The 19,210-nt window shown below is 71.2% G+C and carries 23 protein-coding genes; 13 read left to right on the forward strand and 10 right to left on the reverse strand.

Annotated features, from left to right (window positions below; translation table 11 throughout):
• Positions 1–1,565, forward strand: a 1,565-nt coding sequence (locus ABD844_RS03980; RefSeq protein WP_344873042.1) for a hypothetical protein, incomplete at its 5' end; no start/stop codon positions are given.
• Positions 1,566–1,664: 99 nt separating this feature from the next.
• Here the strand turns inward: ABD844_RS03980 and ABD844_RS03985 are convergent.
• A complete protein-coding gene (locus tag ABD844_RS03985; protein WP_344873044.1) occupies positions 1,665–2,117 on the reverse strand; it encodes a GNAT family N-acetyltransferase in 453 nt (150 codons plus the stop codon).
• A 493-nt stretch (positions 2,118–2,610) separates the two neighbouring features.
• Between ABD844_RS03985 and ABD844_RS03990 the strand changes: the two genes are divergently transcribed.
• Both ABD844_RS03990 and ABD844_RS03995 read left to right on the forward strand, forming a co-directional pair.
• Complete coding sequence (locus tag ABD844_RS03990) at positions 2,611–3,735, forward strand: sensor histidine kinase (protein WP_344873045.1); 1,125 nt, start codon at positions 2,611–2,613, stop codon at positions 3,733–3,735.
• Entirely contained in the window at positions 3,732–4,394 is a 663-nt protein-coding gene (locus ABD844_RS03995; protein ID WP_344873047.1) for a response regulator, read from the forward strand. Before ABD844_RS03990 ends, ABD844_RS03995 begins: the two co-directional genes overlap by 4 nt.
• Before the next feature lie 47 nt (positions 4,395–4,441).
• Here ABD844_RS03995 and ABD844_RS04000 read toward each other — a convergent pair whose 3' ends face one another.
• From ABD844_RS04000 to ABD844_RS04015, 4 genes are all read right to left on the reverse strand, one after another.
• Positions 4,442–5,275: a family 1 encapsulin nanocompartment shell protein gene (locus ABD844_RS04000; protein ID WP_344873049.1), complete on the reverse strand. Its 834-nt coding sequence runs from the start codon at positions 5,273–5,275 to the stop codon at positions 4,442–4,444.
• Positions 5,275–6,345: a Dyp-type peroxidase gene (locus ABD844_RS04005; protein WP_344873139.1), complete on the reverse strand. Its 1,071-nt coding sequence runs from the start codon at positions 6,343–6,345 to the stop codon at positions 5,275–5,277. Before ABD844_RS04005 ends, ABD844_RS04000 begins: the two co-directional genes overlap by 1 nt.
• A gap of 25 nt (positions 6,346–6,370) precedes the next feature.
• Complete coding sequence (locus ABD844_RS04010; protein ID WP_344873050.1) at positions 6,371–7,543, reverse strand: glutathione-independent formaldehyde dehydrogenase; 1,173 nt, start codon at positions 7,541–7,543, stop codon at positions 6,371–6,373.
• 225 nt (positions 7,544–7,768) lie between these two features.
• Positions 7,769–8,911, reverse strand: a complete 1,143-nt coding sequence (locus ABD844_RS04015) for a CobW family GTP-binding protein (RefSeq protein WP_344873052.1) — start codon at positions 8,909–8,911, stop codon at positions 7,769–7,771.
• Positions 8,912–8,984: 73 nt separating this feature from the next.
• Between ABD844_RS04015 and rpmG the strand changes: the two genes are divergently transcribed.
• The 6 genes from rpmG to ABD844_RS04045 all read left to right on the forward strand — a co-directional run bounded on the left by rpmG (position 8,985) and on the right by ABD844_RS04045 (position 11,984).
• A complete protein-coding gene (gene rpmG / locus ABD844_RS04020; protein WP_344873054.1) occupies positions 8,985–9,149 on the forward strand; it encodes a 50S ribosomal protein L33 in 165 nt (54 codons plus the stop codon).
• 64 nt (positions 9,150–9,213) lie between these two features.
• A complete protein-coding gene (rpmB, locus tag ABD844_RS04025; RefSeq protein ID WP_344873056.1) occupies positions 9,214–9,450 on the forward strand; it encodes a 50S ribosomal protein L28 in 237 nt (78 codons plus the stop codon).
• A 51-nt stretch (positions 9,451–9,501) separates the two neighbouring features.
• Positions 9,502–9,801, forward strand: coding sequence for a 30S ribosomal protein S14 (gene rpsN, locus ABD844_RS04030; RefSeq protein ID WP_344873058.1), 300 nt, complete (start codon positions 9,502–9,504; stop codon positions 9,799–9,801).
• 2 nt (positions 9,802–9,803) lie between these two features.
• Complete coding sequence (rpmF, locus tag ABD844_RS04035; RefSeq protein ID WP_344873060.1) at positions 9,804–9,971, forward strand: 50S ribosomal protein L32; 168 nt, start codon at positions 9,804–9,806, stop codon at positions 9,969–9,971.
• Between the two features lie 275 nt (positions 9,972–10,246).
• Positions 10,247–10,549, forward strand: coding sequence for a hypothetical protein (locus tag ABD844_RS04040; RefSeq protein WP_344873062.1), 303 nt, complete (start codon positions 10,247–10,249; stop codon positions 10,547–10,549).
• 151 nt (positions 10,550–10,700) lie between these two features.
• The gene (locus tag ABD844_RS04045) at positions 10,701–11,984 is read left to right on the forward strand and encodes an MFS transporter (RefSeq protein WP_344873064.1); all 1,284 of its coding nucleotides are present in this window, start codon (positions 10,701–10,703) and stop codon (positions 11,982–11,984) included.
• Positions 11,985–12,000: 16 nt separating this feature from the next.
• Here the strand turns inward: ABD844_RS04045 and wrbA are convergent, their stop codons facing one another.
• A complete protein-coding gene (wrbA, locus tag ABD844_RS04050) occupies positions 12,001–12,633 on the reverse strand; it encodes an NAD(P)H:quinone oxidoreductase (protein ID WP_344873066.1) in 633 nt (210 codons plus the stop codon).
• A 123-nt stretch (positions 12,634–12,756) separates the two neighbouring features.
• On the opposite strand from wrbA, the gene ABD844_RS04055 reads away from it, so the two are divergent.
• Positions 12,757–13,236, forward strand: a complete 480-nt coding sequence (locus ABD844_RS04055; protein ID WP_344873068.1) for a MarR family winged helix-turn-helix transcriptional regulator — start codon at positions 12,757–12,759, stop codon at positions 13,234–13,236.
• Between the two features lie 28 nt (positions 13,237–13,264).
• Here the strand turns inward: ABD844_RS04055 and ABD844_RS04060 are convergent, their stop codons facing one another.
• The gene (locus ABD844_RS04060) at positions 13,265–13,840 is read right to left on the reverse strand and encodes a type II toxin-antitoxin system Phd/YefM family antitoxin (RefSeq protein ID WP_344873069.1); all 576 of its coding nucleotides are present in this window, start codon (positions 13,838–13,840) and stop codon (positions 13,265–13,267) included.
• A 90-nt stretch (positions 13,841–13,930) separates the two neighbouring features.
• A complete protein-coding gene (locus ABD844_RS04065) occupies positions 13,931–15,157 on the reverse strand; it encodes a glycosyltransferase (RefSeq protein ID WP_344873071.1) in 1,227 nt (408 codons plus the stop codon).
• 88 nt (positions 15,158–15,245) lie between these two features.
• On the opposite strand from ABD844_RS04065, the gene ABD844_RS04070 reads away from it, so the two are divergent.
• Both ABD844_RS04070 and ABD844_RS04075 read left to right on the forward strand, forming a co-directional pair.
• On the forward strand, positions 15,246–15,836 hold the full coding sequence (locus ABD844_RS04070) for a TetR/AcrR family transcriptional regulator (RefSeq protein ID WP_344873073.1): 591 nt from the start codon (positions 15,246–15,248) through the stop codon (positions 15,834–15,836).
• 280 nt (positions 15,837–16,116) lie between these two features.
• Positions 16,117–16,620: a suppressor of fused domain protein gene (locus tag ABD844_RS04075; RefSeq protein WP_344873075.1), complete on the forward strand. Its 504-nt coding sequence runs from the start codon at positions 16,117–16,119 to the stop codon at positions 16,618–16,620.
• Between the two features lie 28 nt (positions 16,621–16,648).
• Here ABD844_RS04075 and ABD844_RS04080 read toward each other — a convergent pair whose 3' ends face one another.
• Positions 16,649–17,626 (reverse strand): AraC-like ligand-binding domain-containing protein, encoded by a 978-nt coding sequence (locus ABD844_RS04080; protein ID WP_344873077.1) that lies wholly within the window; start codon positions 17,624–17,626, stop codon positions 16,649–16,651.
• Between the two features lie 421 nt (positions 17,627–18,047).
• Between ABD844_RS04080 and ABD844_RS04085 the strand changes: the two genes are divergently transcribed.
• Positions 18,048–18,710: a DUF4386 domain-containing protein gene (locus ABD844_RS04085; protein WP_344873079.1), complete on the forward strand. Its 663-nt coding sequence runs from the start codon at positions 18,048–18,050 to the stop codon at positions 18,708–18,710.
• A gap of 5 nt (positions 18,711–18,715) precedes the next feature.
• On the opposite strand, the gene ABD844_RS04090 is transcribed toward ABD844_RS04085, so the two are convergent.
• A partial coding sequence (locus tag ABD844_RS04090; RefSeq protein ID WP_344873081.1) for a VOC family protein occupies positions 18,716–19,210 on the reverse strand: 495 nt, incomplete at its 5' end.

The following is a 19,210-nucleotide window of genomic DNA, read 5'->3' on the forward strand; positions in this document are numbered from 1 at the left end:
CGAGCGCCTCCACCCAGGCCGCTGCGCCCACCCAGGCCCAGGCCGACGCGCCAGCAGTGAGCCCCGCACCGGCCGAGGCCCCCGCGCCAGCCGTGAGTCCCGCACCGGCCGAGGTCCCCGCGCAGGACCGAACCTCGGTACCGGCGGTGAGCCCCGCGCCCGTGGTGAGCCCTGTGCTCGCCGAGGCCGCTGCACCGGCCGAAGCCGCGGCGTCCGCCGAGGCGCCTGCGGACGTGCCGTCAGGCCAGCCCGCCGAGGCCCGGTCCGAGGCCGCTCCGGCCGCTCAGCCGGTCGCGCAAGAGGCGGCGCAACCGTCCGACCAGGCGACGGCACAACCGGCGACCCAACCCGCTGCCCAGCCGGCGGCGCAACCGGCCACCCCGGCACCCCCGCAACCGGCCACCCCGCCGGCCGCCCAACCGGTGGCTCAGCCCGCCGCGGGGCTGGCCGCGGCGGCGGCGCGGGTGCCTCGCCGCAAGGTGCTGCTGCCGATCGGGGCGGCTGTGGTGGTCGCCGTCGTCGCCGCCGTGGTCGTGGTGAACCTCGGGACGGAGGAGCCCCCGCCCACGCCGCCCCCGGCCGCGCCCCCGCTCGCGGTCGTACGCGGCGTGGTCGGCTCGGAGAAGATGGCGTTCTTCGAGGACCCGAAGGTGGTGCAGGCCCTCGCCGACAAGGGCGTGAAGGTGGAGGTGGAATCGGCCGGCTCACGGCAGATCGCCACCTCGGTGGACCTCGACGCCTACGACTTCGCGTTCCCGTCGAGTGCTCCGGCGGGCGAGTACATCCAGCGCAAGCGCAAGGTCAGCGCGAAGTACACGCCGTTCTCCTCGCCCATGGCGATCGCGACGTTCCAGCCGATCGCGGACCTGCTCACCAAGGCGAACGTCGTGAAGCAGAGCCCGCTCCCGACCCTCAACGTCAGCCGCCATCTGGAGATGGTCACCGAGGGCACGAAGTGGGACCAGCTCTCCGGCAACAGCGCCTACCCCGTCGACAAGAACATCCTGATCTCCACGACCGACCCCCGCACGTCGAACTCGGCGGCCATGTACCTGGCGATCATCAGCTACGTCGCGAACGGCGGCAAGGTCGTGCACGGCACCGCCCAGGAGAAGAGCGTGCTGCCCCTGGTGACCCCGCTCTTCACCGGCCAGGGCTACACGGACAACACCTCGGAGGGCCCGTTCAACGAGTACCTCACGGTGGGCATGGGCCCGTCGCCGATGGTCTGGATCTACGAGGCGCAGTTCGTCGAAGCCGCCGCGAAGGGGCAGATCAAGCCGGGGATGGTGCTGATGTATCCGTCGCCGACCGTGCTGTCCAAGCACACGCTGGTGCCGCTGAACGCGTCTGGCGACCGCATCGGGCAGTTGCTCAGCACCGATCCGCAACTGCAGCGGCTCGCGGCCGAGCACGGGTTCCGCTCGAACGACACCGGCGAGTTCACCAAGGTCGCCGCCGACAACGACGTGAAGGTCGCGACCGACCTCATCGACGTGGTCGACATCCCGTCCTACGACACCCTCGAAAACCTGCTCGACGGCGTCGCCAAGTCGTACGGGTAGGTCCCCCGCGCCCCGGCGGGCACGGTCTGCCGCGACCTCTCGTGAGTGACGGTCCCCGGCCCGCCGCCCCGGGGACCGTACCGGCCCTCGGGGGCTGACCTAACGCCGGGCGGCGACGGGGGCGCGCACCATGAAGACGTCCACCTCGTCCTCGGTCTCGACCGTGAACCCGTGCCGTTCGTACAGCCGGTGGGCCGAACTGCCCCGCAACACGTTCAGCCGGACCATGGCCGCCTCCTGGTCGCACCGTTCCAGCAGCGTGGCCAGCACGGCGGAGCCGATGCCCCTGCCGTGCAGGCCGGGTGCGAGGTAGAAGTGCTCCAGCCAGTAGGCGTCCTGGGTGGGCCGCAGCGCCACGCAACCGGCGAAGGCGCGGTCCACCTCGATGATCCAGGTGTGGGACGGGGTGAACCCGTCGCGCAGCCGCTGCCGTACGCGCTGCTCGTCGTATCGTCCGAGCCGCGTGAGGTCCGGCTTCATGACCACGGCCCGCAACTCGGCGACCGCCTCGACGTCCGCCGCCGAAGCCGCTCGAAACTCCCAATCCGCCACAATCGCGATGTTATCGGCCCGGAGCACCCGGCCCTGGCGGACCCGGGGCGGGCCCGCGACGGCCGGGTGCGTGGTGTTACGCCGGGTGGTCGGCGTGGGTGAGGGTCTCCCAGCCCAGGAAGTGGGTGGTCCCCGCCGGACGGCCCTGCTCGACCAGCCGCTGGGTACGCGACAAGTCGCACGACGGGGCTCCTTCCGGAGGGGACCAGGCCTTGGGTGTCTGACCCACATCCAAGGCAGGCGTCGAACTGCGAGTCAATAAATTTAGGAAAGTTTCCTAACTCTGCCGTTGCCGCCACCCGAGCCGGTCGGGCGGCCGGTGCAGACCGTTCCGCCGACCCCTGCCTGCTCCCCGTGGCCGCGGTGCTCGGGTGGGCGCCGGGTCCGCTGGCGGCCAATGCCGTGGCGGCAGCGGAAGTACCGCCGCCGCGGTAGTCCGGCGATCGTCCGAACGCAGGAGTCGCCCGCGCGAACCTCCGGTTAAGGTGCCCGTGTGAGCACAGGGCGGTCCGGTGTCCAGGCCGGTCTCTTCGACTGGGCGATCGCCGTCTGCGTGGCGGCGGCGCTGCTGGTCACCGGGCTGTCCGGGCGGCACCCCGCCACCTACCCCGACCTGCTCGGCCACGCCCTGCTGGTGGCGGGCGGTCTGGCGCTGGCCGCGCGGCGCAGGGCCCCGGTTCCCGTGCTGGTCGTCAGCGGGTTGTGCGCGGTGGGTTACCACGCGGCCGGGTTCGACGTGCCCGCCGTGGCGTACCTGTTCGCGGTGTACGCCGCCGTACGGGCCGGACACCGTGCGGTCACCGCGGCGGCGAGCCTGGTCATGCTGGCCGCCCTTCCCCTCGCCGCGCTGGCCTCTGGTCATGCCACGGGTGAGGTGTTCGCGCAGGCCAGGGGCGTTCTGGAGCTGGCCTGGCTGGTCGCGGCGGCAGCCGCGGGCGAGGCGCTGCGGCAGGCCGAGCGGCGCGCGGAGGAGGCCGAGCGCACCCGGGAGGAGACCGCGCGGCGCCGCGCCGACGAGGAACGGCTGCACATCGCGCGGGAGCTGCACGACTCGCTCACCCACCAGATCTCGATCATCAAGGTGCAGGCCGAGGTCGCCGTCCACGTGGCACGCAGGCGCGGCGAACAGGTGCCGGAGTCCCTGCTGGCGATCCAGGAGGCCGGACGTGAGGCGACCAGGGAGCTGCGTGCCACCCTCCAGGCGCTGCGCGACGACGACACGACCCCGCCCCGCGGCCTCGACCACGTCCCCGAGCTGGTCGAGAAGGCGCGCACCATCGGCCTGGACGCGACGCTGACGATCGACGGCCAACGACCGGACCTGCCGGTGGCGGTGAGCCGTACCGTCTACCGGATCGTCCAGGAGTCGCTCACCAACGTCGCCCGGCACGCCGCCGCCGCGACGGCGTCGGTCCGGATCGACTGCCGTCCTGACGCCCTCACGATCCGCGTCGACGACGACGGCAGGGCCACGCCGGGCAAGGCCCCCGTGTACGGCGTCGGGCTGCTCGGCATGCGCGAACGGGTCACCGCCCTCGGCGGCCGCCTGCGGGCCGAGCCGCGCACCGAAGGAGGCTTCACCGTCCAGGCCGAGCTCCCCGTGGACCGGGCGTCGTGATCCGGGTGCTGCTGGCCGACGACCAGCCGCTCATCCGCAGCGGGTTCCGCGCGCTGCTCGACCTCGAGGACGACATCGAGGTGGTGGCCGAGGCCGGCGACGGGGTGGAGTGCGTGGCGCTGGCCAGGCGGCACCTGCCCGACATCGCCCTCGTCGACATCCAGATGCCGGTCGCCGACGGCATCGAGGCGACCCAGCGCATCGCCGCCGACCCGGCGCTGGCCGGGGTGCACGTCGTCATCCTGACCAACTACGGCCTGGACGAGTACGTCTTCAACGCGCTGCGCGCCGGCGCGGCCGGGTTCCTCGTGAAGGACATCGTGCCAGAGGACTTCCTGCACGCCGTACGGGTCGCCGCGCGGGGCGACGCGCTGCTCGCCCCGTCGATCACCCGCCTGCTCATCGACAGGTACGTCACCCGCCCGCCCGACCCCGGCACCGGCCACCGCCTGAAAGAGCTGACCAACCGCGAACGCGAGGCCGTGGCCCTGGTCGCGCGAGGGCTGTCCAACGACGAGATCGCCGACCGCATGCTGATCAGCCCGCTGACCGCGAAGACCCACATCAACCGGGCCATGACCAAGCTCCACGCCCGCGACCGCGCTCAGCTCGTGGTCCTCGCCTACGAATCCGGCCTGGTGACCCCGCACGGCCCCTGACCTCGACTCCTTGAGCGGCTGGGCCGCCGACCTGAGCCGCCGGGTCGTCAGGCCGTGCCGCCGGGGCCGGCCGCCGGGGTGGGCGGCGCGGGCAGCGTCACCGCGGCCTCACTGGTGTAGAGGAGGAAGGTCAGGGTCTCCTGGAAGTAGAGCCGGACGCTCGTGGCGTCGTGATCGAGGTAGCCGATCGAGACGTCCTGCCCGAGGTACAGCTCGAAGTCGCCGCCGCGGGTGGACAGCAGGACGGCGCCGTCGAGGGCGGGCGCCCAGATGATGTCGCCGTCCACGAGCCGGGTGATCTGGTCGAGGACCGGATAGCCCTGGTCGGAGGTGCCGCTGACGGCGGTGTAGGCGTCGGCGCCGAGCGCCAGCGTGTACGGCCCGTCGACCCCGGCCAGCCGCAACGCGCTCACCGCCCGGTCGACGGCGCCGGGATAGTCGCGCACCTGCGCGGGCAGGGCGATCGCCGGGTTCGACGGGCCCGCGCGGATGCCGGTGATGCCCGCCTGGGCGTACCCGTCGAAGATCGCGCGGTCCTCGGCGAACGCGAGCCGCCGGGCGGCCTCCTTGACCGGCTGCCAGTCGGCGTCCTTGGCGCCGCGTTCGACGCTGTCGACCTCCTCGCGGTCCACGGTGAAGGGCACGCGCAGCTCGATGATCGGCTGGCCGCGGCGGCTCTGGGCGATGACGCCCTCCGCCGGTGCTTCGAGTGCGTCCAGTCGCCCGGTGCCGACCCCCGACAGCTCCTCGCCCTGCGGGCCGGCGACGTCGACGATGCGGCGGCCGGCCACGTGGCGGCGGAAGGTGCGCCGCGCCTCGTTCTCCAGGTCGGTCCACGCGGCCGCGGAGATCGGCGCCAGTTCGCGATGCAGGTTGTTCATCACGCGCTGCTTTCTCTGAGGCTTGCTTCGGTGCGTCCTTTGAGATCGCCGATCCCCAAGGACGTCGGGGACGGCCCGCCCGTCACGGTGCGGGCGTCGTCCCCCGTCCTGGTCGCGGGGGCGGCCGAGGAGGCGGGCGGATCGGGCGGGTCGTCGAGGAAGTCGCTGGTCGGGACGAAGAACAGGGTGCCGGTCACAGGGGTGGAGAAGTCCAGGATGCGGTCGTGCCGGGCTGGGGGATCGCCCAGGAACATGTGTTCCAGCATGCGTTCGGTGACGGACGGGGTGCGGGCGTAGCCGATGAAGTAGGTGCCGAACTCGCCCCGCGCCACCGAGCCGAACGGCATGTTGTCCCGCAGGATCTTGCGTTCGGTGCCGTCGGGGTCGACGATCGTGGTCAACGCGACGTGGGAGTCCGCCGGTTTGACGGCGTCGTCCAGCTCGACGTCCGACAGCTTCCCGCGGCCGATCACCATCTCCTGCGCCTCGGTCGGCTGGGCGTTCCACGCGTCCAGGTCGTGCAGGTACTTCTGTACGATCACGTAGCTCCCACCGGCGAACGCCGGGTCCTCCGCACCGATCAGGACGTTGTCCGCGGCGACCGTGCCGACCGGGTTCTCGGTCCCGTCCACGAATCCCAGCAGGTCCCGGACGTCGAAATACTTGAACCCGGACACCTCGTCGCGGACGGTGACCACGTCGCGCACCCGGTCCATGATCTCCGCACCCAGCGCGAAGCACAGGTCCGGCCGCTGGGCCCGGATGTGGAACAGCAGGTCGCCCGGGGTGGCCACGGCGCGGTGGACGGGGCCCGCCAGCTCGCGGAACGGGTGCAGCTCGGCCGGGCGCGGCCCGGCGAACAGCCGGTCCCAGGCGTGCGAGCCGATCCCGGTGACGCAGCTCAACCGGCCTCCCGGTGACCGGAACCCGACGGCCCGCTGCAGGCCCGACAGGTCGGGCAGCAGGTCCCGTACGCGGGACTCGCCGCCCTGGTCGATCGTCGTCACGAGGAAGAGCGCCGCCCTGGTCAGCGGGCTGAGCACCTCCTGCGGGACCGGCTCCCGCCCCATCACGCGTCCCCCTCCTGGCCTGCCGTCATGGCCGCAGGACGGCCTTGACGACCCCGTCGGCGCGCCGGTCGAACGCCGCGAACAGTTCCGGCGCGTCCTCCAGCCGGCCGTGATGGGTGACCACCACGCTGGGCCTGGCCCGTCCCGACAGCACCAGGTCACGCAGCAGCACGGTGTAGCGGCGGTCGTGGGTGCGGCCGAACCGCACCGAGACCCCCTTGGAGAACAGCGTCGCCCACGGCACCGTCAGGCGACCGTCGGCATGCCCCTGGGGAGCGGGGTGCAGGTCCTTCTCGGCGAAGACGCCGGCGATGCCCAGATGCCCGGCCGGGTTGATCAGCCGGGCGAGGTCGCCGATGACCTGCGTCGGGTTCTCCACGTCGGGCTCCAGGCGGTCGCGGGCCTGGAACCCCACCGCGTCGATGCCCACCTGGACGCCGCGCATCGCCTCCTCGCCCGGCTCAGGCCCGACGGCCCGGCGCAGCTCGCGGATCTGCTCCACCGGGTCCCCCCGGCGCAGGTCGACGGGTACGGCGCCGATCTCGCCCGCCTTGTCCAGCCGTTCGGTCACCCGGTCGACGACGTAGACCTCGGCCGCCCCCTTCAGCAGCGCGCTGTAGGCCGCGAGCAGGCCGATGGCCCCGGCGCCGAACACCGCCACCGTCGCCCCGGCGCTCACCTGCGCCAGCTCGGTCGCGTGCCAGCCGGTCACGAACGCGTCGGCCAGCAACACCAGGTCGTCCTCGAGCTCGTCGCCCGGCTCCCCGGGCACCTTGACGCAGTTGGCGTCGGCGAACGGAACCCGCAGCAGCTCGGCCTGGGCGCCGCGGTAGGGCCCCATCCCGGCATAGCCGTACGCCGCGCCGAAGCTCCCGGGACGCACCCGCAGGCACGCCGCCGACAACCCCCGCGCGCAGTTGACGCACACCCCGCAGTACACGTGCGTCGGGATCACCACCCGGTCCCCGGTCCTGACCGTCTCGACCGACGGGCCCACCTGCTGGACGACGCCCAACGGCTCGTGTCCCAGCACCAGGCCGGGCGTGGCGCCCGTACGGCCGTCGTACATGTGCAGGTCCGTGCCGCAGATCGCGCTCGAAGTGATCCGGACGACGACGTCGTCGGGCTCCTCGATCACCGCGTCGGGGACGTCCCGCACCTCGACAGAACGCGTATCGGCGAAGACGACGGCCTTCATCCCCGCCGCCCAGCGTTCTCAGCCACCCGAACCCCCGTCAGCTCATCCGAGGCCGCGCCGCGGACACCTCCGCGGCCCACTGATCGCCACCTTATGAACCCTTTCGCCCTTTCCCGGTCTACCGCTGACCAAGGGCCCGCTAAGACTCGCGGCGAAGGACGTCGTACGGCGTGCCGAACTCCGCCAGGAGCGGGTTGGGCCTTCTGCGCGGGGTGCGGCGGGTCTTCACGCGTTCTCCTTGACGGTGAGGATGGGGGCGAACGGGTCGTCGTAGCCCAGCCAGGCGTCCGGGCCCGCGGCCTCCTCGCCGGGGGTGAGCAGGCAGGAGTCGAGCAGGGCGCGGAGGCGGTCGGCGTCCAGGTCGGGGCCGGTGAAGGTCAGGCGCTGGACGCGGTCGCCGTGCTCGTCGCCCCAGTCGAGGGCGGCGGCCAGGCGGCGGGCGGGGGAGACCAGCTCCCAGGCGGCCTCGGGGAGCGCGGCCAGCCAGGGGCCGGCGTCCTCGACCGAGACGATGCCGGCGACGGCGTCCCAGGCGAGCAGGTGGTCGGGCCGGGTGGCCAGCCAGAAGCGGCCGCGCGAGCGTACCGACTCGGTGACCAGCTCGTCCACGGCCTCGAAGAGGCGGGCGGGATGCAGGGGACGGCGGCTGTGCCAGACGGCGGTGACGATCTCGTCGGTACGGGCGTCGCCGGGCAACTGGGCGGTGGCCGGGTCGACGCGTTCGGCCAGGTCGGCGGCGCAGAGCCGGGTGCTGGTGACCGGAGGCAGAGCCTGCACCGGGTGGACCGGGGTGAAGGGGGCGAGGTGGGCGAGCACGCGGCGTGACAGGTCCCGGTCGTCCTCGTCGCCGCCGTGCAGCACCAGGGCGGTCGCGTATTCGAGCTGGCGGACCAGCACCTCGGCCAGGTAGCGCTGATCACCGGCGGCCGCGGACCTGCCGACCTCGCCGAGGCGTTCGCCGCGAGTGAGGTCGACGGGCATGGCCGCGGCGTCGAGCGCGGTCAGCACGGCGGTGAGCCACAGGGTCTCCCCGGCCTCCTCGCAGTCGAGGGCCTCGGCCACGGACCTGGGCTCCACCGAGTCCCACAGCTCCACGACCAGCAGCGAGGCGCGGGGTGCGAGCGTGACGAGCTGGGGGAGCAGGTCTTCGCGCACGGTGCAGGTGACGCAGCCGTGCGCGAGCCGTACCTCGGCCGTGTCGAGCACCCCTGTGCGGTCGCGGACGCCGCGCCGGACGCGGCCGCGAACGACCTCCCTCAGGTCGTGGTGGACGGCGACCGCGCCGGGATGCCCGGCGAGCAGCCGATCGACGGTGGCGGTGCGGGCCGTGGCGTGCAGGCCCGCGACGAGGACGACCGGGGTGGGCACGTAGCCTCCAGGGGTTAAGATGAAAACCGTTTTCGTTATCATGGCACACGATCGCACGTGGAAAGGAACTGTTGTGGCCAGAAACGAGGTGCGCCCCGTGATCAAGCTCCGGTCCACGGCGGGCACCGGATACACCTACGTGACCAGGAAGAACCGCAGGAACACCCCCGACAGGCTCACCCTGCGCAAGTACGACCCGACCGTCCGCGGGCACGTCCTGTTCCGGGAGGAACGGTGAGACGAGCCCGCCACCCGGCCCTCCATCCAGCCCGCCACCCGGTCGCGTTCACCGGAAGGAACTGATGTCCGCCCACTGCCAGCTCACCGGCGTCAAACCGGTCTTCGGCAACAACGTGTCCCACTCCCACCGGCGCACCCGCCGCCGCTGGGACCCCAACATCCAGCAACGCCGCTACTGGCTGCCCGGCGAGGGCCGCCACGTCCGCCTGACGCTCAGCGCCCGCGCGATCAGGACCGTCGACAAGATCGGCGTCGAGCGGGCGGTCGCGCGCATCCGCGCCCGAGGAGAGAAGGTCTGATGGCCGAGCACGAGGAGCAGGTCTGATGGCTGGGAACGAGGAGAGGGCCTGATGGCCAAGAAGAGCAAGATCGCCGCCAACGAGCGGCGCAAGGCCGTCGTCGCCCGCCACGCCGAACGACGCGCCGAGCTGAAGGCGATCATCCGCACCGGCTCCCCGGAGCAGCGGGCCGACGCCGCACGCGAGCTGGCCCGCCAGCCGCGCGACGCCAGCGCCACCCGCGTACGCAACCGCGACTCCGTGGACGGCCGCCCCCGCGGTCACCTGACCAAGTTCGGGCTCTCCCGGGTGCGCTTCCGCGAGATGGCCCACCGGGGCGAGTTGCCCGGCGTCACGAAGGCGAGCTGGTAGCCATGGCCGTCCCCAAGCGGAGGACCTCCCGCAGCAACACCCGCCACCGCCGCAGCCAGTGGAAGGCCGCCGTGCCCGACCTCGTCCCGATCACCGTGAACGGGCGCGAGCTGCTCGTGCCGCGCCGCCTCGTACGCGCCTACCAGCGGGGCCTGATCACCGTCGGCTGAGCCGAGCCCTCGGTCTCACCTGCCGTGCGCGGACACGCCGGGCGCGGCGGCACGGCAGGTGACGACGGCCGGGCCGTCGCCGGACCCGGCCGTCCTGCCCGGTCGTCCTGCCCGGTCGTCCTGCGCGGCCGGTCCGGGGCGGCAGACCCGGGGCGGGGAGCCGCGTCAAAGCTCCGCCAATCTCGAGGCAGCGACCAGCCAAGACGGCGATCGATCGGATGCCGTTGGGCAAGCCACCTCAAGGAGTCCGACCGCGAACCATCAGGAGCCTCGACATGTCCGTGACCGCCGAGCACCGCATCCACGACAATCACCCCCACACCCATCGGCCCGGCTGCGGGCACGTGGCGATCCCGCACGGTGACCATGTCGACTACGTCCACGACGGCTGCCTGCATCGCCTCCATGACGGTCACGTGGACGAGTGCGACCCCGGCAAGCACGTCGCGCACGGCGGGCACGACCACCAGCACGGGCCGGACTGCGGGCACGTGGCCGTCCCGCACGACGATCACGTCGACTACGTCCACGACGGGCACCGCCACGCCGCGCACGAGGGGCACTGGGACGACCATTGACCCGATCGCCCGCACGGGCACGGCCACGCACGCGTGATCGGCGGCGCTGACCAGCCGCCCTGGAACGCCCTTGGCCAGCGCCGCCGCGGCCGGGTGAGGCGCGCGAGATCGCCCGCCGAGCTCCGCCGCCCGGCTCGCGAAGGAGGCCGTCATGCCCGGCAACGCCGCCGAGCCGCCGACGCCGGGCCCGGCAGCGCCCCGGAGCCACCGGCAGGCCATGCTGGCCGCCCTCAGGGTGCCGAACTTCCGCCGCTACGTCTCCGGACAGTCGCTCAGCCTCATCGGCACCTGGGTGGAGACGGTCGCCCAGGCGCTGCTCATCCTGCGCCTGACCGACTCCGGCACCGTCCTCGGGCTGATCACCTCCGCCAGGTACGCGCCGATCCTGCTGCTGTCGCCGTACGCGGGGCTGCTCATCGACCGCTGCGACAAACGCCGCCTGCTGCTCGTCACCCAGGCGGGGCTGGGCCTCATCTCCGCCGTCCTCGGCGTGAGCGTGCTGACGGGGGAGATCAGGATCTGGCAGGTGGTGGTCCTGGCGGTGGCGTTCGGCGTCCTGAGCGCCGTGGACAACCCGGCGCGGCAGGCGTTCGTCCATGAGGTGGTCGGACGCTCCCTGATCCGCAACGCGGTCACGCTGAACAGCACCTCCGTCAACGTCGCCCGCGTCATCGGCCCCACGATCGCGGCGGCCCTGGTCGGCACGGTCGGCATCGGCTGGTGCTTCGTGGTGAACGCGGTGAGCTTCTGCTGCGTCATCGCATCCCTGCTCCTCCTCGACACCGGCAGCCTGCACCCCACCCCGACGGTGTCGCGCGCCCGCGGCCAACTGCGCGCGGGGCTGCGCTACGCCGCCGGCGTGCCCGCGATCAGCCGCCCGCTGCTGATGATGGCGGTGGTCGGCACCTTCACCTTCGAGTTCGAGGTCAGCCTGCCGCTGCTGGCCCGCGAGACGTTCCACGGCCCGGAGACGGCCTACAGTTGGCTGATCGGCGGCCTGGGCGCGGGGGCCGTGGCAGGGGGCCTCATCGCGGCCTGGTCGGCCAGGACGGGCGTGCGGCGGCTCACGAACGTCGCCTTCTGCTACGCGATCGCGGTCGGTCTCGTGGCGGTGGCTCCCACGCTGCCGCTCGCGGTGGCGGCCTGCGTCCTGGTCGGCGCGGCCAGCATCACGTTCCTCACCACGGGCAACTCCACGGTCCAGCTCGAATCCGATCCCGAGTACCGCGGCCGGATCACCGCGCTCTGGTCGATGGCGCTCGTCGGCAGCACCCCCATCGGATCGCCGATCATCGGCGCCCTTTCCGACGTGACCAGTCCGCGCTACGCGCTGGCGCTCGGCGCCGTCGCGTGCCTGGCCGCCGCGGTCATCGGCAGGTGGCCGGGCGGCGACCGGCAGGCGACGACGGCGACCGGCGCGGGCGCGGGCCGATGACCGCTCGCGTGCGCGTTCAACCGGCGGCCGAGCCCGCCCCGTCCGTACGCCTGATCGCGCGGGCGAACTTCACGACGCGCCGGGCCTGGACGCGGGCCGCGGCCCGGGTGATGTCGTCGACGGGCGCGGTGCCGCCCTGGTCGAAGTGCGAGGTGCCGTACGGGTTGCCGTCGGCGAACTTGGCGGGGTCGGTGTAGCCGGGCGGCACGAGGACGCCGCCGAAATGGTGGAAGGTGTGGGCCAGGGCCAGCAGGGTGGCCTCGTGCCCGCCGTGGCCGGTCCCGGCGGCGGTGAAGCCGCTGTAGACCTTGTCGGCGAGCAGGCCCCGCTGCCAGGCCGGTCCCAGCGTGTCGAGGAACTGCTTGAGCTGGGCCGCCACGTTCCCGAAGCGGGTCGGCGAGCCGAGCAGGACGCCGTCGGCCCAGATCAGGTCGTCGGCGGTGGCCGTGGTCACGTCGGCCGTCGCGGTCACGTTCGCCGCCCACGCGGGATTGGCGTCGATCGCCTCCGGCGGGGCGAGTTCGGGCACCTTGCGCAGCCGTACGTCGGCTCCGGCCTTCTCGGCGGCCTCGGCCATCTCGCGGGCGATGCCGGCGATCGTGCCGGTGGCGGAGTAGTAGACGACGGCGATGTTCACGAGTGCAGTCACGGTGTCAGGTCCTCTCGGCCTTCTCGCTACTTCAGCGGTATATATTTCAGTGCTGAACAACAAGTCGAGACGATAGCCCCAGATGTTTCAGTACGCAACTATTCAGCGTGATAGCTTTTGCCGGTGACGGAGACGCCCTGGCTCGACGACGAGGAACAACGCAGTTGGCGGGCGTTCGGGCTGGCCACCCGGCTGCTGCTCGACCGGCTGGAACGCGACCTCCAGGAGGCCGCTGGCATGCCGCCCACCTACTACGAACTGCTCGTCCTGCTGTCGGAGGCTCCCGGCCGTACGATGCGCATGAGTGAGCTGGCGCACTGGACCCACTCCAAGCCCAGCCGCATCACCCACGCGATCGGCAAGCTGGAGCAGGCCGGATGGGTGCGACGCGAACCGCTGGCCTCCGACCGGCGCGGCTGGCTCGCCGTACTCACCGACGAGGGGTTGGCCGCCCTGCGGGCCGCGGCCCCGCGCCACGTCGAGAGCGTCCGCGCCCACCTGATCGACGTCCTGTCGCCCGAACAGGTCAGCCAGCTCGGCGACATCAGCGAGAAACTGCTCGAACACCTCCTGTCCGGCTCCACGGCCCGGCCATCCGCATGAGTGCGGCGCCCGCAGCGGGTGCCGCCGACTACTCCGGCGCGGACGTGCCGGTGGAGAGCCGGTCCTGCCGGGACCACGGCAGCGGCTCGGAGAGGGCGCGGAGCGCTTCGCGGGCGTTGCGCCCCGCCCCGGCGGAGACCTCGCCGCCGTCCTGGTCGCGGGCGACGGCCAGGGCCAGCCCTTCCACCGGATCGAAGGAGAGCGTGACGGTGTGCCCGCCGACCAGCAGCGCGTCGGCGGCCGGAAGGTCTGATGGGGCCGGGTCCAGCAGGGCGTGGGCCGCGATCAGGCCGGCGACCGGGGTGCGGTGGCGGCCCAGCAGGACGGGCTCCCCGTACGGGTCGGTGACCTGACGGACGAGGTCGCCGAGCTTGGACCGCGCCGTCGACACCGGTATGAGGGGCAGGCCGCTCCAAACCCCGCCCACCTTCGACAGTGGCACCAGCCCGGCCCACTGCCAGCGCTCCCGGGTGATCAGGACCGTGTTGCCGTTCCTGGCCTCCTCGATGAGTGAGCTCCAGGTGGCGCGGGCGTCTTCGACGGAGAAGGGGGTGCCGAGGAGCGCCACAAGTTCGTCGTACGACAACCGCTCCGAGTTGATCATGTAAATATCGTAAGGCGCCTTACGAAATCCCGCAAATCGAGGCCCGGCAGGGCGATGTGCGGCGATGCTCGACGCCCGCGCGAGTGATGCTCAGGACTCTGTGAGCTTGCCCAGCACCTCCACCACGGCGCCGGCGCCGTCCTCGGCTTGGAGCCGTTCCGAGAGTGCCGCGGCCCGGCGCCGGTAGGAGGGCTCGGTCGCGGCGGTACGGAGCGAGGCCGCGAGCCGTTCGGGAGACAGGCGGCCGAACGGGATCGACGACGGGGCCACACCGAGCGCGACCAGCCGGGACGCCCACAGCGGCTGGTCGGCCAGCGCGGGCAGCCCGACGGCCGGTACACCCGCCCGCACCCCGGCCCCGGTGGTGCCGCCGCCGCAGTGGTGGGCGACGGCGGCCATGCGTGGGAAGAGCCAGTCGTGCGGCACGTCCCCGACACCGAGCACGTCGTCGTCCAGCGTTCCTGGCACGCCGGTCTGCAGCACGCCGCGCAGTCCGGCCAGCCGCAGGGCGCGCAGTGCGAGGTCGGTGTAGTGCTCGGCTCGCGGGCCTGCCTGGCTGCCGAAGCCGACGTACACCGGGGGCGGGCCCGACGCCAGGAAGTCGCGCAGGCGCGCGTCCGGCCGCCACCCTGGCGGGCGGACGGGCCACCAGTAGCCCGTCACCTCCAGCCCTTCCCGCCAGTCCGCGGGCCGGGGCAGCACCGACGGGCTGAACCCGTGCAGCACCGGCCATCGGGTGGCCTCCCGCCGCCGGTAGACGGCCCGCGAGCGCATCGGCGGCAGCCCGAGCCTGGCCCGCAAGTCCTTGGCCGATCCGACGTGCGCGGGCGAGGGCACCGCGAACGCCAGCCGGGCCGCGGTACGGTTCCCCCACCGTCCGAGCGACCGGTTGAGAGCGCTCAAGACGGGCGGAAACTCTCCGGTGGGCTCCACCGGCTGCAGGTGCACCCCGACGCTCGGCACGTTCATGGCCTCGGCGACGTGGTATCCGGCCGAACCGGCCACGTTGAGAAGCAGGACGTCCGCCCCCTGCTCCGCGGCCCGGACGATGCCGTCGGCGACCTGCCTGCTGTACTCGGCGAACATGGCCAGTTTGGCGGCCGGCGGAACCCGCGCCCCGCCCTTGCCTGCGGGAATCAGGGGAAGCGGGTCGCCGGGAATGGCGCGGTGCTCCAGGCCCGCGCCGGTCACCAGCGCGGCGTGCGGGTGGTGGCAGGCGATCGCCACCTCGTGACCGGCCGCACGCAGCCGCACCCCCAGCCCGGTGTACGGCGCGACATCGCCCCGCGTGCCCACTCCGACGATCAGTACGCGCATGAGCCCCACCTCCGTTTATCATGCAGTCGCATGGTATTAACGGCGGACGCCTTATGGCAATGCGACCGCATGATAAAAGTTGGAGCGGATGCCGAAGATCGTCGACCACGAGGCACGCCGGCGGCACATCGCCGAGGCCGTACACCGCGTCATCGACGCCAAGGGCATGGACAGCGTCAGCCTGCGTGAGGTCGCGGCCGAGGCCGGCATGTCGATGGGAGCGGTGCAGCACTATTTCGCCAGCAAGGACGAGATGCTCCTGCTGGCCCTGGGGCACCTCAACACCCGGATCAGTCTCCGGGTGGCCGCCGTCACGCATGACGGCACCCCGCTGGGCCTCCTGCGCGTGGCCCTCCTGGAACTGCTGCCCCTGGACGACGAACGCCGCTTCGAGGCCCGCGTGGGACTGGCCTTCCTCGCCCGCTCGGTCGTGGCCGGCGACCTGGCCGCCCTGCTGCGGGAGGGTCTGCCGTACGTCGTGGGCTTCTACGCCGGCCAGATCAGAGCCGCCCAGGCGGCCGGGCAGGTGGAGGGCGACCTCGACGCCGACCAGGAGGCGGTCATGTTGTTCGCCTTCGCCCAGGGAATGGTGAACCCCGTCCTGATCGGCCACTACACGGTGGAGGACGCCGTGTCGGCCGTCGACTATCAACTCAGGCGACTGCGCGGCGGGTACTGAGGGTGTCGCATCGCGTTCCGGTACTGACTCGAAGATCGGCCGCTTCGCGACGGTCTTCGACAGGTCAAGTGCGGAAAGGGAGATCGTCGACATCTTCGAGTCGGCCGAGGAGGCGCAAGTGGTTTCAACGGCTCTGCCTGTGCCACCGGTAAAAGGCGGCAGGGTGTCGAGATGACGAAGATCTCCAAGCGAATGGTAGACGCATTTGGACTGTGCAGCGCACAACCAGGAAGTGTGCCGGGAGATACTCTCGCACATCGGGGCGAGTTGGCCGGATCGAGTGCAGGACGACCTGTTGTGGGAGGTCGGCCCCATCAAGGAACGGCTACCTGACTTCCAGATCAGGAGGGTTCATCCACTCGGTCCAGGTCATGGCTACATGTATTTTTCCGTGGGGGCGTTCGCGTCCTCTGCCGAGCCCGGATGGGAATTCTTCATAAAAGCTCCGACGGATTCCATGCGGCATGTGGAAACCCTTGCCGTGGTCGCCCATTATCACGCTTTCCCTCAGCATCGCCTCTCTCCGGGGTCGATCGTGGATCTCGGTCGTCCGTGGTCGGAAGGTTCGGAGCATCGGCATCTGCTGGTATCGTGGCCGCATTCCCTGGATACTCGAACGGCAACCTGTGCGACTGCGCTCGGCGAGATAACCTTTTTGTGGCTTGTCGCCATTTCGGAAAGCGAAGCAGCGTTTGCTCGTCGTTTCGGCGTAGACCCTCTCGAGGATCGACTGGAAAGTGCGGGAGTCAATGTCATCGACCCGCTCAGAGAGTCGGTGGTCTAGCATCCGTTGCCGGTAGGGCTGTGCTGGATCATCCGTGCAAGGTCATGTGACGGTAGTCCTGGGGCGCTATGCCGTAGGCCCTTTTGAAGGCGCGGCTGAAGTGTTGCGGGTGGGGTAGTCCCCAGCGGGCGGCGATGGCGTGGACGGGTTGTGACGCGTGGGCGGGATCGGCGAGGTCGCGGCGGCAGTGGTCCAGGCGTCGTTCTCTGATCCAGCCGCTGATCGTGCGGCCCTGCCGTTGGAAGATGCGCTGGGCGTACCGGATCGAGACGTGGTGGGCCTCGGCGATCGTGGACGGGGACAGCAGGGGGTCGCTCAGGTGCCGCTCGATGAAGGCGTGGATCTGCATGCCCAGGGTGGCCTCGCGGGTCTCCGGCGGCAGGTGGGTGTCGGCTTCGAGTTCGTGGGCGACGAGCGAGGTCAGGAGGTCCACCACGACGCCGCCGATCCGGACGGTGTCGGCGGGGCGTAAAGGGCTCGTGTCGGTGATCAGGTGTTGGAGGACCCCCTTGAGCAGGCCCCCGATGCCCGCTGTGCCGGGCAGGAGTGCGGGCATGATCCCGTTGGCCGCCGGGTCCGGTGGTAGGGGGAGCAGCGCCTTGGGCACATGGACGGTGACCTCGGAGCAGGTGCTGTCCTGGGCGTGGGTTTCTCCGACGAACGGCTGCGAGGTGTCGTACAGCAGCAGGTCCCCTTCGGCCGCGACGAAGTTCCGGTCGGCTTGGGAGAAGCGCGCGTTCCCTCGCCGGATCATCCCCAGCACGTACATCTCCGGATCGGACCGCCGGATCAGGCGGGAGGGCCTGTGGGTGGTGAGCGGGGGATGGGTCAGCGCGGTGATCTGCACGGAACCCAGGTCCGCCATTCCCAGCCGCGCCCGGAAGTCGGAGGCGTATTCGCTGGTGAAAAGGGTGGGGACGTGGGTTTTGGCGGTCAGTTCGCACCAGCCGTCATATCGCTGCGGCGCCGGTAGGTTATTGGTGGAGAAGATCGTCTCTATCGCCATTTGTCCCCCGGAGTGGGAAGTGGGCCGTCATAGCGCGGAGGCGAGAAGGGGTACAGAGCAGCCTAATACGTCCCATGGTCGGACCCGGATTCGGGGCATCCGGTAAACGATCCGGTCAACCGGCCGATTTCCCGCTGTCCGACGGTTCGGGGGCTGCTGGGGGTCGGGGGTGGGTGATCGCGGATCCGGGGGCAAGGTCGTCGTCGACCCGTCTCGATCACGTGTTGTCCGGGCGGGGGCGTCGGGCGTGACGGGTGTGCCGGCCTCGTGCTCCGGCGGAGCCCTTGCGGCCTTACGGGTGTAAGGGGTAGCTTCGAGGTTGTCCTTACGGCTGTAAGGGGGAGGGTGTGGTCGGCTCGCGTCGGCCTGTGCGGGGAAAGGTGTCATGGCCGCGGATAGGCGGGTAGCCGCAATTGCCGGGGTGCTGGTCATCGTGGGGATGGTCGCCGGGGTGTTGAGTGTTGTTCCCGTGCTCGAAGAACCGGACTACCTGGCTCTCGTTTCTGCGAATGAGAGCCAGTTGGTCAGCGGTGCGATTTTTCAGTTCGTCATGATCCCCGCCTGTGCCGGGTTCGCGCTGTGCCTTTATCCGGTATTGAGGAGGGAGAACGAAGCGCTCGGCCTGGGGTTCGTGGGATTCAGGCTGATCGCGGTGGCGTTCCATTTTGTCGGCGTTATTCTCCTGCCTTTGTTTCTGGTGCTGGGGCAGGAGTTCGCCCGAGTCGGTGTCTCGGGCGCGTCCCACATCGAGGGTCTGGGCGAGTTGCTGCGGACGGCGCGCGACCTGGTGAATCATGTCGCGTTGATCGTCTCGCTGAGCCTCGGGGATCTTCTGTTGTTCGGTGTTCTCTATCGGTCGAGGCTCGTTCCTCGGTGGTTGTCCGCGTGGGGGCTGCTCGGGGCCGGATCGGCCGGGTTGGCGAGCTTCCTGGTGCTGGTCGGGCTGACCGAGGTCGTCACGCCGCTCTACCTGGCCATGAACGTGCCGTCGGCCCTGCAAAGCGTGGTCCTGGCACTGTGGCTGATCGTGAGGGGTTTCGCGGCAAGGACCTCACGGGCCGCCGGCGCGACTGGCGCGTGGTGAACCGGTCACGCCGGGCCGCTGCCGTAAGGGCGAGTGATCACTTCCAGGTTGTGTCCGTCGGGGTCGGCGAAGTACATTCCGCGTCCGCCGCCGTTCGTGTTGATCGTGTCCGCCTTCTGGTGACCCGGATCGGCGAAGTACGTGATGCCACGGGCGCGCAGCCGGTCCCAGACGGCGTCGAACTCGTCCTCCGAGATCAGGAACGCGTAGTGCTGCGAGACCACCGGCCCGTCCGCGGCGATGAAGTCCAGGCTGACGCCGTTGGACGTCTCGACCACCGCGAAGGGACCGAACGCCGAAGGCTCCGGCAGACCGAGCACCCCGGCGAGGAAGGCGGCCGATCGATCCTTGTCCCGCGCCGAGACAACCGTGTGATTGAACTCGATTGCCATGTGCAGTCCTTTCTTCAAACGTGTCGGGATGGGAAACAGCCAGGTGGAGGCCGAGGTCAGTCGCGCGCGGGCCCGACGGCGGCCGGTACGGGAGCCGGAGGGCGGTCC

The sequence above is a fragment of the Nonomuraea antimicrobica genome, from assembly GCF_039536965.1.
GTDB lineage: Bacteria > Actinomycetota > Actinomycetes > Streptosporangiales > Streptosporangiaceae > Nonomuraea > Nonomuraea antimicrobica.

Bases quoted from the DNA above. Each gene is read 5' to 3' on its own strand.
- rpmB (WP_344873056.1), top strand. From the start codon at position 9,214: ATGTCCGCCCACTGCCAGCTCACCGGCGTCAAACCGGTCTTCGGCAAC.
- ABD844_RS04040 (WP_344873062.1), top strand. From the start codon at position 10,247: ATGTCCGTGACCGCCGAGCACCGCATCCACGACAATCACCCCCACACC.
- ABD844_RS04010 (WP_344873050.1), bottom strand. From the start codon at position 7,543: ATGAAGGCCGTCGTCTTCGCCGATACGCGTTCTGTCGAGGTGCGGGAC.
- ABD844_RS04045 (WP_344873064.1), top strand. From the start codon at position 10,701: ATGCCCGGCAACGCCGCCGAGCCGCCGACGCCGGGCCCGGCAGCGCCC.
- ABD844_RS04000 (WP_344873049.1), bottom strand. From the start codon at position 5,275: ATGAACAACCTGCATCGCGAACTGGCGCCGATCTCCGCGGCCGCGTGG.
- rpmF (WP_344873060.1), top strand. From the start codon at position 9,804: ATGGCCGTCCCCAAGCGGAGGACCTCCCGCAGCAACACCCGCCACCGC.
- ABD844_RS04005 (WP_344873139.1), bottom strand. From the start codon at position 6,345: ATGGGGCGGGAGCCGGTCCCGCAGGAGGTGCTCAGCCCGCTGACCAGG.
- ABD844_RS04080 (WP_344873077.1), bottom strand. From the start codon at position 17,626: ATGGCGATAGAGACGATCTTCTCCACCAATAACCTACCGGCGCCGCAG.
- ABD844_RS04060 (WP_344873069.1), bottom strand. From the start codon at position 13,840: ATGATCAACTCGGAGCGGTTGTCGTACGACGAACTTGTGGCGCTCCTC.
- rpsN (WP_344873058.1), top strand. From the start codon at position 9,502: ATGGCCAAGAAGAGCAAGATCGCCGCCAACGAGCGGCGCAAGGCCGTC.
- ABD844_RS04065 (WP_344873071.1), bottom strand. From the start codon at position 15,157: ATGCGCGTACTGATCGTCGGAGTGGGCACGCGGGGCGATGTCGCGCCG.
- ABD844_RS04070 (WP_344873073.1), top strand. From the start codon at position 15,246: ATGCCGAAGATCGTCGACCACGAGGCACGCCGGCGGCACATCGCCGAG.